The sequence below is a fragment of the Nostoc sp. UCD121 genome, assembly GCF_014222285.1.
Taxonomy (GTDB): domain Bacteria; phylum Cyanobacteriota; class Cyanobacteriia; order Cyanobacteriales; family Nostocaceae; genus Nostoc.
Window position 1 is genome coordinate 1 of the sequence record NZ_JACKZS010000193.1, and the last position, 14806, is coordinate 14806.

Annotated in this window: 13 protein-coding genes and 1 other RNA gene; 7 read left to right on the top strand and 7 right to left on the bottom strand. The window is 41.1% G+C overall.

Annotated features, from left to right (window positions below; genetic code table 11):
- Nucleotides 1–52: 52 nt before the first annotated feature.
- The 4 genes from rnpB to groL all read right to left on the bottom strand — a co-directional run bounded on the left by rnpB (nt 53) and on the right by groL (nt 4541).
- Nucleotides 53–480, bottom strand: an RNA gene (gene rnpB, locus GNF10_RS28595) — RNase P RNA component class A.
- Nucleotides 481–526: 46 nt separating this feature from the next.
- Nucleotides 527–1225, bottom strand: a complete 699-nt coding sequence (locus GNF10_RS28600) for a hypothetical protein (protein WP_185581219.1) — start codon at nt 1223–1225, stop codon at nt 527–529.
- 64 nt (nt 1226–1289) lie between these two features.
- Nucleotides 1290–2435 (bottom strand): magnesium/cobalt transporter CorA, encoded by a 1146-nt coding sequence (gene corA / locus GNF10_RS28605; protein ID WP_185581220.1) that lies wholly within the window; start codon nt 2433–2435, stop codon nt 1290–1292.
- Between the two features lie 423 nt (nt 2436–2858).
- Nucleotides 2859–4541 carry a chaperonin GroEL gene (groL, locus tag GNF10_RS28610; RefSeq protein WP_185581221.1) on the bottom strand — a complete coding sequence of 561 codons (1683 nt, stop codon included), beginning with the start codon at nt 4539–4541 and terminating at the stop codon, nt 2859–2861.
- Nucleotides 4542–4699: 158 nt separating this feature from the next.
- Between groL and GNF10_RS28615 the strand changes: the two genes are divergently transcribed.
- Nucleotides 4700–5782, top strand: coding sequence for an MraY family glycosyltransferase (locus GNF10_RS28615; protein WP_185581222.1), 1083 nt, complete (start codon nt 4700–4702; stop codon nt 5780–5782).
- A gap of 239 nt (nt 5783–6021) precedes the next feature.
- On the opposite strand, the gene GNF10_RS28620 is transcribed toward GNF10_RS28615, so the two are convergent.
- Nucleotides 6022–7158, bottom strand: a complete 1137-nt coding sequence (locus tag GNF10_RS28620) for a cob(I)yrinic acid a,c-diamide adenosyltransferase (protein ID WP_185581223.1) — start codon at nt 7156–7158, stop codon at nt 6022–6024.
- A 372-nt stretch (nt 7159–7530) separates the two neighbouring features.
- Between GNF10_RS28620 and fraC the strand changes: the two genes are divergently transcribed.
- The 3 genes from fraC to GNF10_RS28635 are packed head-to-tail and all read left to right on the top strand — an operon-like array spanning nt 7531 to nt 9980.
- Nucleotides 7531–8079: a filament integrity protein FraC gene (gene fraC / locus GNF10_RS28625; protein ID WP_185607300.1), complete on the top strand. Its 549-nt coding sequence runs from the start codon at nt 7531–7533 to the stop codon at nt 8077–8079.
- 56 nt (nt 8080–8135) lie between these two features.
- A complete protein-coding gene (gene fraD / locus GNF10_RS28630) occupies nt 8136–9143 on the top strand; it encodes a septal junction protein FraD (protein ID WP_185581487.1) in 1008 nt (335 codons plus the stop codon).
- Between the two features lie 57 nt (nt 9144–9200).
- Complete coding sequence (locus GNF10_RS28635; RefSeq protein WP_185581488.1) at nt 9201–9980, top strand: ABC transporter permease; 780 nt, start codon at nt 9201–9203, stop codon at nt 9978–9980.
- Between the two features lie 468 nt (nt 9981–10448).
- Here GNF10_RS28635 and GNF10_RS28640 read toward each other — a convergent pair whose 3' ends face one another.
- Together GNF10_RS28640 and GNF10_RS28645 are read right to left on the bottom strand one after the other, a co-directional pair.
- Nucleotides 10449–10904: a pentapeptide repeat-containing protein gene (locus GNF10_RS28640; RefSeq protein WP_185580946.1), complete on the bottom strand. Its 456-nt coding sequence runs from the start codon at nt 10902–10904 to the stop codon at nt 10449–10451.
- 308 nt (nt 10905–11212) lie between these two features.
- Entirely contained in the window at nt 11213–12082 is an 870-nt protein-coding gene (locus GNF10_RS28645) for an alpha/beta fold hydrolase (RefSeq protein WP_185580947.1), read from the bottom strand.
- Nucleotides 12083–12290: 208 nt separating this feature from the next.
- Between GNF10_RS28645 and GNF10_RS28650 the strand changes: the two genes are divergently transcribed.
- Genes GNF10_RS28650 through GNF10_RS28660 form a run of 3 tightly spaced genes read left to right on the top strand, consistent with a single transcriptional unit; the run spans nt 12291 to nt 14732 of the window.
- Nucleotides 12291–13109 (top strand): DUF1206 domain-containing protein, encoded by an 819-nt coding sequence (locus GNF10_RS28650; protein ID WP_185581816.1) that lies wholly within the window; start codon nt 12291–12293, stop codon nt 13107–13109.
- 33 nt (nt 13110–13142) lie between these two features.
- On the top strand, nt 13143–14288 hold the full coding sequence (locus GNF10_RS28655) for a glycoside hydrolase family 10 protein (RefSeq protein WP_185581815.1): 1146 nt from the start codon (nt 13143–13145) through the stop codon (nt 14286–14288).
- 12 nt (nt 14289–14300) lie between these two features.
- Nucleotides 14301–14732, top strand: a complete 432-nt coding sequence (locus GNF10_RS28660) for a DUF2358 domain-containing protein (protein ID WP_185581814.1) — start codon at nt 14301–14303, stop codon at nt 14730–14732.
- Nucleotides 14733–14806: the final 74 nt, after the last annotated feature.

The following is a 14806-nucleotide window of genomic DNA, read 5'->3' on the forward strand; positions in this document are numbered from 1 at the left end:
GAAAAAATACTAACTCCTAACTCAGCACTCAGCACTCAGCACTAAAAAAGGGGGAAAGAGTAGTACATAAGCCGGGTTCTGTTCTCTTGCGAGGGCAGTTATCTATCTGGGACGCTTGTTACCAAACGCCTCTAGCGGCTCTCGTTGAGCGGAACTGGTAAAAGACCAACCGTAGTTCCTATCGCCTTGCTCCCAACCGGGGTTTACCGAGCCAGCACCTCTCGATACTGCTGGTGCGCTCTTACCGCACCTTTGCACCCTTACCAGAGCAATTAAAAATGTAAAACTAAAAATTAAAAATTGATTGCTCATTTTACATTTTTAATTTTTAATTTTTAATTGATCTGGCGGTATCTTTCTGTGGCACTATCCTCACGATCGCTCGCACTGGACGTTATCCAGCAAGTTTGGTCTTTCGGGAGCCCGGACTTTCCTCAAATCAGTGACTATGACTGATCTGCAACCGCCTGCGTCTACTCTCTCCTTAGATCCAGTGTAATCTTGGATGGCATAGTCTGTCTGGTTGCTATTGCTTTTTTTTATTCCAAGGTAGAGCGTAAGTCCAAGGTAGTTTCCTGACTGTGAAAGGACAATTGATAATGCTAATGGGAGGAAAATCACGACCTGGGGCTAGACCTAAACGCACTTCAGACACTCTAAGTACCAGTTGCAGGGAAAAGTCCAACTCCTTTTTTCTGTTAATAAAGTCGTTGTACAATTTTTTTTGCCCTTTTTGCAGCCCATTGATATCAATTAGTGGTTTTTTTGCTAAATAGGTTCCAGCATCTTTATCGCGCTCGAATACATCTTCTGCTGTCACTGTTTCAGAAAGTGTTTTCTTGGGAGCAATCAAGCTAGGACTTTGGGGTACTGCTAAGTCGCGGGTTAAATCTGGTGATTTCCGAATGACGCGACGCGATTGCTTGCTATGTTCAACGACTAAAGAACTGTTATCCCAGTCAACGTATAGGGCAACATTATCAGATTTATTTTCAATGCTAATTCCTAAATCTTTCAAATCGTCAATTGGGTATGAGGCTTTGAGTTTAAAGGAAATTCCAATTTTATCATCGAGATTTTGTTCTTTGAGTTGCTCGTCAACTATTCCTTTTTTAAACTCAAACTTAACTTGATCATCGATAGATTCAACCATGCGGTTAAAGATATAGGAAACACCGATAATATAAACTGTCAAAACTACTAAATTCTGGTCGCTACTCCTCATAAATTAAAATATTAACTCCTGGTAATAATGAATGTATATTTGATTCGTCGTCCATCTGCAATTATTAATTACGCTTAATTGTTACAGAGTTTTGCAACCAGCCCCGTTGCCAAAAAAAGAATAGCAACCCAAGTGCGATCGCTCCCATCACTGCCAAGCAAAGTGGATAGCCCCAATACCAATTCAACTCAGGCATATTATATGGCGATTTTTCGGTATTGAAATTCATACCATATATTCCGGCCACAAAAGTCAGTGGAATGAAAATTGTTGAAACTATCGTTAGTACTTTCATAATTTCATTCATTTTGTTGCTCACTGCCGAAAGGTACACATCCATTAATCCAGATGCTAGCTCTCGATAAGTTTCTACCATGTCCATAACTTGCACTGTGTGGTCATAACAATCTCGCAAGTATATTCGCACTTCTTCACTAATTAAATCGGGAGCATCTCGAATTAAAGAATTAATTGCATCTCGCTGGGGCCAGATAGCACGACGTAATTGCAGTAATTCTCGTCTAATTTGATAAATATTTTGTAGTGTTTGTGGGGTTGGTTTAACTATTACTTCCTCTTCCAACTCTTCGATTCGCTCCCCATAAAGCTCCAGCACAGGGAAAAAGCCATCAATAATTGCATCTAACAAGGCGTAAGCTAAATAATCCGCTCCTTGCTTGCGAATGATCCCTTTGTTTTTTTCAATTCGCGATCGCACCGCTTCAAAACAATCATGTTCTGGTTCTTCTTGGACTGTCAGTAAATAGTTTTTCCCTAATATCAAACTCACTTGCTCGCTGTGAAAACCACACGATATTTCCTTTGGTACTACCATGCGGGCAATGAATAGTAATTGATCTTCATAATCCTCTGTTTTAGGACGCTCCGGTACATTGACTATATCTTCTAAAACGAGAGGATGTAATTCAAAAATGTTACCCAATCGTTGTAATATATCTTGACTGCCTAAACCTTGTACGTCTACCCAAGAAATTGATTCCCTCTCCAGATATGGAACACACTCTTCTGGAGTTGCTATTTGTTCACGGATGAAATTGGTTTGGTTATAGTCAATCAAGAAGATTATCGGTGGCGGAGAATCTTCATGAATAAAAATTGTTCCAGGTATAGTACCTGGTTGGTGATAAAATTCATCTTTTTTATATAGCCTAGTTACTATTTTGGGAAGACGACGCAGTTTTCGTACCATGCAATATTACCTACATTGGGAATTGGGCATTGGGTTTTGGGTATTGGGTATTGGGTATTGGCAATTAAACAAATTCCTCTTTTCACAATGCTTAGTGAAGAAGTAAAATTCTCTACTCAGCACCCATGAGGCGTTTTTATTTATTTCAGCTTTTGCTATTAATATTACAAAAATTAATACAAAGACTGTAATTTTTAAATTAAGAAGTTCTTTAGATTTGGGAATTTAGGAATCGGCATTTTTTAGTCGTTAGTTGTATTTATGACTAATTACTGATAACCATGATGACTTTTATTTATGCCCAGCTACTTCCCAGCAATAGAGATAACATATCGGCTCTGAATCAGCAATGGTAAGTATAAAAAAACAGTTTGCCTTAGTAAGACAAACTGCTGAAAAAATATTTATCTGGGTGAGCAGAAGTTAGAACATGCCCATGCCGCCCATACCGCCCATGCCACCCATGCCGCCCATGCCGCCCATACCGCCCATACCGCCCATATCAGGGGCAGCAGCTGCGGATTTCTTCTCTGGCTTTTCAACAACGATCGCTTCGGTGGTTAAGACCAAACCAGCAATGGAGCCAGCATTTTGCAAAGCTGAACGCACGACTTTGGCAGGGTCGATAATACCAGCCGCGATCAAGTCTTCAAATTCGCCAGTAGCGGCGTTGTAGCCAATGTTGAACTCACTATCCCGGACTTTCGAGACGATTACAGAACCTTCAGCACCAGCGTTGTCTGCTATTTGGCGCAAGGGGGCTTCTAGCGCTCGTTCGACAATATCAGCCCCAATTCTTTCTTCGTCATTTTGTAGGGTCTTTTTAATCTCTTGTACCTTCTTGGCTAAGTGAATTAGAGTTGTCCCACCACCAGGAACAATACCTTCTTCCACAGCAGCTTTAGTAGCATTCAGCGCGTCTTCAATCCGCAGCTTACGGTCTTTGAGCTCGGTTTCGGTTGCCGCACCCACTTTAATCACTGCCACACCGCCAGCGAGCTTGGCGATGCGTTCTTGCAGTTTTTCTTGATCGTATTCAGAATCGGTTTCTTCCAACTGCCTACGAATTTGACCAATCCGCTTTTGCACTTCTGGCTTGGTGACACTGCCAGCGACAATGGTGGTGCTTTCTTTGTCAATGGTGATTTTGCGAGCAGTTCCCAGCGCTTCTAGAGCAGCGGTATCTAGACTTAAGCCGATTTCTTCCGAAATCAACTGTCCATCGGTGAGAATCGCAATATCTTCTAACAAAGCTTTGCGGCGATCGCCAAATCCAGGCGCTTTAATGGCAGCTACAGCTAGTACACCCCGTGCTTTGTTCACTACTAAAGTTGCCAAAGCATCACCTTCGACATCTTCAGCGATGATTAGCAAGGGCTGACCAGAACGGGCGACTTTTTCCAAAATTGGTACTAAATCTTGGATGCTGCTGATTTTTTTATCTGTCACCAAGATACGGGCGTTTTCAAATTCCACGATTTGCCGCTCGTTGTTGGTGACAAAGTAAGGTGAAATGTAACCCCTGTCAACCTGCATCCCTTCAACTACTTCTAGTTCAGTTGTCAGGGATTTAGATTCTTCAACGGTAATTACACCATCTTTGGTGACTTTTTCCATTGCTTGAGCTAACATTTGACCAACTTCTTCATCGTTACCAGCAGAAACAGTGGCAACTTGAGCGATCGCACTTCCTTCTACTGGCTTGGCTATCTTGGCAATTTCCAGTACCAGTGCCTCAATAGTTTTGTCGATCCCGCGTCTCAAACTAACTGGGTTAGTACCCGCCGCGACGTTCTTCAAACCTTCCCGAATCAAGGCTTGTGCTAAAACTGTGGCGGTGGTTGTACCATCCCCAGCAACATCTTTAGTTTTTGAGGCCACTTCCTGGATGAGTCTTGCACCAGTATTTTCCAAAGGATCTTCTAATTCAATTTCCTTGGCAACAGTGATACCATCGTTGACAATTTGAGGTGCGCCAAATTTTTTCTCTAAAAGGACATTACGACCTTTAGGCCCCAAGGTGATTTTTACGGCATCAGCAAGGGCGTTAACACCCCTTTCTAGAGCTCGCCGCGATTCCTCGTCAAATGCAATAATTTTCGCCATGTTTTATTTCTCCAGCGCTTCCATTAGACAATTTAGCACTCACAGAGCAAGAGTGCTAATCTCTCAATCAGCTCAAGTTACAAATGGAAATAAAAAAAATTGATTAATATACAGGTGATGTTCTTTATAGATACTGGCAGTAATGCTTGAATTGGGAGATGAATCTAGACAACTCCCTTAAGTACCTTGGCATTGCCGACCCTAGCGGCACCGGCTGGTTGGCAGTAGTATTTACGTTTCTTTTGGCTTGGCTTGTAACGTGGCGTTCAATTCCGACAGTCCGCAAATTCGCCTTACGGGTAGGTTGGGCTGACCAACCCAACGCTCGGCGACTCAATCGCGAACCTTTACCCAATGCAGGGGGGCTGGCTATCTACGCGGGTGTCATTGCCGCACTGGTATTAGCTAGCCTTTTACGACCGATCGAACTCCAAAACGTATTGGCTCAGGTGCTCACTATTCTGTTAGGAGGTTCGATATTAGTCCTGGTGGGCTTTATCGACGATCAGTTTGGCTTACCACCCTCTATTCGATTGTGGGCGCAAATTGTCACGGCACTGTTGCTGGTAGCTAATGGTATCAGTGTAAAAGTGCTGTTTGGTACTCCCATCGACTCGTTCCTGTCTATGTTGCTGACGGTACTGTGGGTAGTAGGAATTACCAACGCCATCAACTTGATGGATGGTATGGATGGTTTGGCAGGAGGAATCAGCTTTATTACCGCCATGAGTTTGTTGGGGGTTGCAGCCCAATTTAATAACCGTGCGGCGGCAATCTTGGTACTCGCAGCATTAGGAGGTGCTGCATTAGGCTTTTTGCGCCATAACTTCCATCCGTCACGAATTATTATGGGTGATGCCGGAGCATACTTTTTTGGCTACGTGCTGGCAGCAACTAGTATTTTAGGCAAACTGCAACAAAACACAGTTTATGCACTAATTCCCACGGTTTTATTTCTATTGTTGCCAGTAATAGACACCACCCAAGTATTTGTACGGCGGCTACTAGCAGGAAATAACCCTCTTAGTACTCCTGGCAAAGATCATCTGCACCACCGCTTACTTGCTTGGGGACTTTCCCAGCGCCATGCTGCGTTCACGCTTTGGTCAATTACCTTATTTTTCAACTTGCTGGCAATGCGAATACAAGGCATGAGTTTGGCTGTGATGATGACTACCGCCAGTAGTATTGTCATTCTTTTAGGCTTTACTGTCTGGCAAAGAATACGCCAACAGCCTTAGTTGCTTGTAGGGTCGGCATTACAATGCTAGCCCTACTGGTCTGTCTCATTAATTCTGAAGAGTTATAAAAGTTCGTAGTAAGGACTTTAGTCCTGGATTTGAGCGATAAATCGCTCACTACAAACCCCGCAAAATTAATGGGATAGACCACTACTCTGGTTTTTTCTCAATTCACCAAAAATTCAAGCTTGAGAACATTACGAATTACAAATTCCGAATTACGAATTAAGATGCAACGCTTAAAAATCTACCCCTCGTTTAAGTTCTACACCCTGATTTGCATAGTGTTTGTGGCAATAAACCTCTGAATGAACGCTAGCCAAGTCGAAGTATGCTGGTTGATTTTGACAGCGACCAGTAATGATGATTTCGGTGTCGCGGGGTTTGCGGAGCAAAGCTTGAACAATGGGTTCAACGGGGAGTAGTTCTAAGTCAACGGTGGGATTGAGTTCATCGAGAATAATAGTTTTATACATTCCAGAGGCGATCGCAACTTTTGCGATTTCCCAACCTCTTTCGGCTTCTACATAGTCTAATTCTTGCCGGGAATTGCGCCAAACAATCGCATCTCCACCACAGCGCTGATGATCCACCACTTCTGGATATGACTGCTGCAAAGCGGCGATCGCAGCATCTTCTGTATAGCCGCTACCACCTTTAAGCCACTGCATAATTAACACACGGGTAGACCCTGGATGATTAATTCCCCTACCAATGGCCTGTAAGGCTTTACCTAAAGCACTAGTAGACTTGCCTTTACCAGCACCAGTATAAATTTCAATCCCTTCGAGGAATAAGGCTTGGGCTGTGGGATGGTGATGAGGTTTCATTTCTGAGTGCAAATCTGCAATATCGAGTAACTTTTGCGGTGCGGCGCGTCCGGTAGCGATGATTTCTAACTCTTGGGGTTTGGATTTTAATGTGTTTACCACTTCATCTACTGGTAGTAAACCCAAATCTAGAACGGGGTTAATTTCATCCAAAACCACAACTGAATATAAACCGCTAGCGATCGCACCTTTGGCCACATCCCAACCCCGCATCGCCTCATTTCGGTCAAAGGTAGTAATTTCTTCTGGGCCAAAAAATTCGGCTCTCCCAGTGCGAACCTGGTCTATTAAATGGGGAAACCCACGCTGCAAAGCTGCGATCGCTCCATCTTCGTCATAATCACGTTCCGGCCCTTTTAAAAAGCGCAGCAGTAAAACACGGTTAGAATCGCTAGGCGTATTTATCCCTAAGCCAATAGAGCGCAAAACTACCCCCAAAGCCGCTTGAGACTTACCTTTACCCACGCCATCGTAAACGTGAATTTGACCAATGAGCCGTTCTTGACGCACTTGCGCCGTGCGAATACCGATACCGTTCCTTGTCATCTCTCGAAAAGCTATAAGTGGCAGTCTTTAATCTTACCTAACCTCTTGTAATCTTAGGTAAAGAAACTACCCATCTAGCCCCGAATTTCTCACGTATTGTGTGGTTCGGGTGGGGAGCGTGGGAGGCAATGCAGCGTTCATTGATGTGCAGTTATTCAATTCCTCCTCTTTCTCCCCATACTCCCCACACCCCCCACACTCAAGTCAGTCTAGCGCCCCCGTACAAGCATCAGCTTGATGTATTAACAATATCAATCAGGGAATACTGGCACACGAGCATCGTCAAGGACAAGAACAATGTAATAATTTCCCCCATCACCCTCACTATCCCAGTTATACTCTCTACAGTTAAACCTTACCCTTGACTATGTTATGCCTGAGAATTGGATGCTTCCGAGGATTTTTCCCATTGGTGGAATTCTGTTTGACTTTTTATTTGTACTGATTGCCATCCCCATCGAAGCTTATCTTTTGCACTATCGACTCAAATTTGACAAAAAAACTAGTACTTTTTATGCTATTTCTATCAATTTATTTTCTAGTGTAATTGGTTGGTTCATATTTTTTGTATCAGAACCAATGTTACCGATCCAGATGAGAGCAGAATTAATTAACTATATGTTTTTTAATAATTTTAAATCACCTAATACACAAGGCTTCCTAATATTAACTGCCTTTATAATTTTCTTTGCTACTTTTTTGATGAAGTTTTTCATTTTAAAAATATTGTTACTATCATTAAATGAGAAATTTCTTGTTAAAAAGCCAGAGGAAGAGGAAGCTCAAACATCTCAACGGCGGCGATGGCGGACTTTTGGCAACTTGAAATTCCAAAGTAATAATTTAATAATTACTGTACTAATAGCAAATTCCCTGAGTTATAGTGCTATAACTCTTATTCTATTATTTAGCGCCAAATAGCAAGCTTTTACTTAAAAGGAAGATGAGTGATTAGTTAATTAGGTGGAAGGAGGAACATGAATACGCTACTTAAAGATGTATTTGGAATTTTTAAATTTGCGGAAGGGCTTTATGCAGGAATTAGAAAAGTATTAGTTCCACCGAAAGCTTATTCTTGGCAGACATTTATTTATTTGAGTGTTTTTTCTTGGGTACTTTCATATTTAGCTACAGGCTATATCAAAGATATTATTGCCTTTTTCGGTTGGTTATTTTTAATTGCCGGCACAGCTTGGTATACAACTCAAGATCCTTTGAGAGTTCCTGGCACTTTTATGCCAGTTGGGGCAGTAATCACTGGATTCTTAGTAAGTGTTTTTGCTTTTGGAAATCAACAAGATGTAATTACACCAAGAACAATCGTTTTTTGGCCGACAATTTCAGCACTAATTACGGCAATACCAGAATTTATTGAAGGAAGTGACACTGACGCTAAAGCTAGAATTCCTAAGCCAGAAGACCGCCAAAGAATAATAATTTTAGTTGCTAGTAGTATGCTACTAAGTTGCTGGATTCAGTTTTACTTTGTAATGGATCATTGGTTTCAACAATATCCTAGTTTGCAAGCAGATACTTTTAAACGTAGTACCGTTGTTGTCAGAACAGAAGAACGAGTAAAAATCCCGCAAAACGGTGTTGTAATTATAGAAAAACTTCAACCAATAGTAGTAGAACAAATAAACCAAACACCTTGGTCAGAAGTAGAGAAATGGTTGCTAGAGGCAAAACAGCGAGTAGGAACTCTAGGTAGAGCAGTAATTCAAAAAAACCTGGGTAAATATGAAGAGAAGGATTTATGGCGCATTGAGCCGCGTGTAGCTAATACTAAGTCTGGATATATATTAGACTTATTAAGTATTTGGATAGGGCCAAGTTCTAACCCACGAGGCTATTACTTGAAAAAATCTTGTCGAATTGAACCAGTTGCAGCAACTAGCAATTCAGGTAATAAGATTACAGTTGCAGAAATTGAATGCGATCGCGCCAGTAAATTAATTGCCGGATCGCCGCCTCCGCAGCAGTGAGAAGGGATGAGGCAGGGAGCAGAGAGCAGGGGGAGAATAACTAATGACAAATGACAAATGACTATTAATAGAATTTTTGTATTGGCAAAGAATGTATTTCAGGAAGTGGTACGCGATCGCATCCTATATATTATTGGTTTTTATGCGCTTATACTCGCTGCTGCCTTTCGCGTCCTGCCTGAATTTGCAGCTAACACTGAAAACAAGATGTTTTTAGACTTCGGGATGGCAGCGATGAATGCCATCGGGTTAATCGTGACGATCTTTATTGGTACAGGACTAGTCAATAAAGAAATCGAAAAACGCACTATTTTGGTATTAATTGCGAAACCTGTCAGTCGCAGCGAAATTATCGTTGGCAAATACTTAGGTTTATCCGCAGTATTAGCTGTACTTGTCGCCACGATGACGGTAATTTATCTGATATTTCTGCAATTTGCTAACATTCCTCATCCAACGGCGAGTATTTTAATTGCTGCAATTTTCCTAGTATTGCAGTTGTCATTAATCACCGCTATGGCTATTACCTTCGGTGTTTTTACTGGTTCTCTCCTAGCGACTGTTTTAACCTTTGCGGTATATTTAATCGGAAATATTACTCAAGATTTAGTCCAACTAGGTCGTTTGAGTCGTAACCCTGGTATGGAACGTCTAACTCAAGGTTTGTTTCTCATTTTGCCAGATTTATCTCGATTAGATTTGAAAAATGATGCCGTTTATGGCCTGCAAGCACTACCTGACACAACTGCACTGATTACAAATGCTGGCTATGGTTTACTTTATAGTGCCCTGTTATTAGCGATCGCTATTTTTATTTTCTCACAACGCGAATTTTAGTATTTGGGCGTTGAGGCAAGCAGGAGAGAAAGAATTACTAGTTAATAAAATTTTTTCTTTCCCTCCTTATCCGAACTGTATTGCTTAAGTAAGTTGGTGCTAATATTTCCAGCTATGTTAAGAAATTTTAATGTAGGGTGTGTTGTCGCAGAGCGCAACGCACCGTCAACAATCCCAGGTGCGTTAGCCTACGGCATAACACACCCTACTAATTTATATTTATTCATATACATTGAATTTTTCTCACCGACTTACTTAGCATCATTGATTATGTGCTTTCAAAATAGCACCAAGACAAATCGGCTCAATCCCAATAAGAAACCCCCTCTACTTGCGTCATTGTAAAGTGATTACAAGCAAGAGGGGTTTCATTTTTTATTTTTGTATAGGCAGATTTTAAAGATAATGCTGGCAAAAAACCAGTTTCTCTGATGTTGTGTTTATTTTCACCTGCCTACTCAGTTCAGCCTAGTCCCAATCGGGAATTTCGGCATCTTCTCCACCAATCCCGATTGCAGTGTTAAATATTTCGGCATCAGTGAGATTTAGATTGTTCATTGATGCTTTATACACATTAGAATCGTGAATCGTAGCGCTGGTAAAATTTACTCCGTTAAGATTGGTTTGCTTCAAATTAACATTGGTTACATAAGCTGATGTTAGGTTAGCACCTGCCAAATTAGCACCTGTTAAGTCAGCACCTTCGAGGTTAGCCCCTACAAGGTTTGCTCCTTCGAGCTTCGAGCCTCTCAAGTCAGCACCAATTAAATGAGCGCCACTAAGGTTAGCTCCCGACAAATTGCACTGGATACATTCCCCAGTTGAAAGCAGTTTTTGTAAATCCTGCGGATTTTCGGCTCTAACCGAGCTGGCGAAAAATAGGGGAGTTGCTAAGGCCATGGCCGCTAATAGCTGAAGTTTCATATATTTTCCCCCTTAATAATCAAGTTGCGTCCGTTCTTTCCCTCACAACTCTATTATCTCACTAAATTTCGTAAGGTCAATGTATACTATGCGTTAATAAGTTGGTTATGATATGAACTTACTATTAATAGCGAGATAAAAAATTCTATATATCCTGTTTTCTGGTCGATTTTTACCCGATAAACCCTAAAAAGCTGCCAGTGTTAAATCTCTGTTAAATATTTTTAAAGGCTTGCACTACTTGGCATAATTTGGCAGTTTTATAGGTATTTATACTTTATCAATTGATTTGATCGTAAATTTGCAAATTAGATTAAGTCTATTAGAAATTCTCGCATATACTGATTGACTAATTCAGGCTGTTCTTGCTGCACCCAATGGCCACAATTAGGAATGTACTTAATTTGAAAGTTTCGGACATAAGCTGCGGTGTCATAGGTTAGTTCCTTGCCGAGTGCGGTGTCATTTTCTCCCCAAATCATCAGTGTAGGAACTTCCAAAATGCCCCAACTTGGATTTAGCATTCTCTGCTGAAAAATATTGCGGTAATAGTTCAACATTGCTGTGATAGCACCGCGTTTTGCCGCAGCATTTTTATATGCGTCAATATCCGCTTTGGTAAAAGCACTCTTGTTAACTGCTGTACCTTTAAAAGCTGTTTCAATAGCTTGGTAGTCGGAAGATTGTAAAAGTAATTCTGGTATCCACGGTAGTTGAAAGAGGAATATATAGTTGCTACGTAGCAACTGTTGGGGAGTGCGTAACCCTTGGGCAAATTTGGCAGGATGAGGCAGGTTAAGAATAATTAATTGTTCTAACATTTCGGGGTGAGTGTATGCAAAATTCCAAGCGATCGCACCACCCCAATCATGTCCAACTAATACACCTTTTTGGTATCCTAATCCTTTAATTACTCCCTCAACATCTTTGATAAACTCATCCATGACATAAGCTGATTGCTCATTTGGTTTATCACTATCGTTATAACCACGCAAGTCAAGGGCGACAACTTTAAAATTTTGGGCAAATTCTGGTATTTGATGCCGCCAAGAGTACCAAAACTCTGGAAACCCATGCAACATCAACATTAATGGCCCTTCACCTTGGGTAACATAGTGTAGTTTTACCCCATTGGTAGTTATATATTCGTGTTTCCAAGAAGTTTCTATTAGAGACATAATTAATCCAAATTTAGCATTAAAAAATACTAAATAATAATACCGTACTTTATAAATGTAATATTATTTTGAGAAGCCTCACATCTATTAAAAGACAGTATTACGATGGTGATTTTTTGCAAAAGCATTAGACAATTTGCCTTGGGATAGATGTGAATGCTGGGTAAATTTTGGTAAAGAATAGATATAATAATTCTCCCTAAATACCATGACACAACAGTTGACAAACCATGCTTCATTGTGGGTTGAGCGACTGGGACGATTTGGCTATGTTTCCAAGGGAGTAGTTTACGGTATAGTTGGACTACTGGCAGCACAGACGGCTTTTGGCAACGGTGGTAAAACAACTGATACCCAAGGCGCTCTCCAAACAATCGTCAACCAGCCATTTGGTAAATTTTTACTGGCTTTAGTTGCAATTGGCTTGATTGGATACGTAATCTGGCGTTTTGTACAGGCAATTAAAGACCCAGAAAATAAAGGTAATGATGCCAAAGGTTTGGCAGTGCGAATTGGTTACGCAGTTAATGGCTTGATTTATGCAAGTTTAGCCTTAAGTGCTGTGCAAATCGTTATGGGTATAGGCAGCGCTAAAAATAGTAGTGATTCTACTGAAGCTTCGACAGCACGTTTACTTTCTCAACCCTTTGGTCAATGGTTAGTTGGAACTGTGGGGGTGTTTGTAATTGCTCTAGGTTTCTATCAGTTTTATCAAGCTTTTAGTGGCAAATTTCGTAAAGAACTCAATTTAACTGAGTTAAGCAACAAAGAAGCCCAATGGGTAATGAGGATTTCCAGATTTGGTTTAGCGGCACGGGGTATAGTATTTTGTATTATCGGTTGGTTTTTAATTGAAGCTGCAAGGCAATCGAACGCCGCTACTGCAGAAGGTTTGGATGAAGTATTACAGACGCTAGCGCAACAGCCTAACGGAGCATGGCTTTTGGGTATTGTGGCATTAGGTTTGGTTGCCTATGGGATTTATACAATAATACAGGCGCGGTATCGTCGGCTAGTCAATGTTTAGATGGTGCGGTGCTGAGAATTTCAATTTGTAGAAATGGCAATAATAGAAACCCGTGGTATTTGGCTGACTACTACTGATAGTAAGGTTCTTAGGTCAAAGGAACGTATTGCTGAGGCGATGGATTTTCTGGCTGAGACAGGATTTAATGTGGTGTTTCCCGTTGTTTGGAATAAGGCAGTAACTCTGTATCCTAGTCAAACAATGCAGCAGACTTTTGGGGTTGAAATTGACCCTATGTCTGTAGGTCGTGACCCTTTAGAAGAGGTGGTGGTTGAGGCGCGACGAGTTGGGTTAAAAGTAATTCCTTGGTTTGAATACGGTTTTGCTAGTTCTTACAATTTGAATGGCGGTGTACTTTTACAGAAAAAACCGGAATGGGCTGCGCGTGATTATAACGGCAATTTACTGAAGAAAAACGGCTTTAAGTGGTTGAATGCACTGGATTCACAGGTGCAGGAATTCTTGTTAAACTTGGTGCTGGAAGTTGCGAATAATTCCGATGTGGATGGTATTCAAGGTGATGATCGCTTCCCAGCATTCCCCTGTGAAGGTGGCTATGATGAGGGAACTGTCAGCCGCTATCGCCAAGAATTCGATCGCAATCCACCAGAGAATCCCAAAGATAGGCAATGGTTACAGTGGCGTGCAGATATTCTTACTGAGTTTTTGGCGCGTCTCTACGGGGAGGTGAAAGCAGTTAATTCTAATTTATTAGTAGCGATCGCACCTAATATCCATGATTGGGCATTCCAGGAATATCTGCAAGACTCCCCTGCATGGTTGAAGCGGGGAATAGTTGATATGATTCAGCCGCAGATTTATCGCCGTGACTTTAGGAGTTACGCTGCGATCGCTGATAAACTAGTAAACCAGCAGTTCACAGATACGACACTGCCGAAGTTAGCACCGGGAATACTGATGAAGCTTGGCAGTTATTGTATTAGTCCAGAATATCTGGTGCAGGCAATTGAATACAATCGTAAACTTGGGATTCAAGGAGAGGTATTCTTTTTTTACGAAGGTTTGCGCGAAAATAACAATACCCTAGCTAAAATTTTGCGAAATGGCCCCTATGCTAAGTCTGCATCATTTCCTACTCTGTCAGATTTGAGTGCGGGTGGTGTGAGTAATAGGAAGTCATCTTCAATTTGGCAAAGGTTGTTAAAAAAGATTTTTTAAGGGAAAAGGCGCGTGGAATCTCAATTATCAGTAGAACAAGTAATTAAAACTTTAAAAGAGGATTTACCAACACTTTTTGAAAAAGATATTTCTTATGATATTTATACACAGGATATCTATTTTAAAGACCCGGTAAATACATTCAAATACAAATTTAACTATCGCATTATATTTTGGACATTGCGATTTCACGCTCGGCTATTTTTTACCCAAATTTACTTTGATGTACATGAAGTATCTCAGTCAGCCGAAGATACGATTTTAGCAAAGTGGACGGTGCGGGGAGTGTTACGCGTTCCTTGGAAAGCTGGTTTGCTTTTTAATGGCTATTCAACGTATAAATTAAACCAAGATAATTTGATCTACGAACATATTGACACTTGGGATAGAAAGCCAGGGGAGATTTTACAACAGTTTTGGCAAAGGGGAGAGAGAGCTAATTAGGGCTTGCTGAAAAAGTCGTATTTAAGCCAGATCAAGAATCAATTAACAATGCTTGTAAGTGAAAATATAATTTA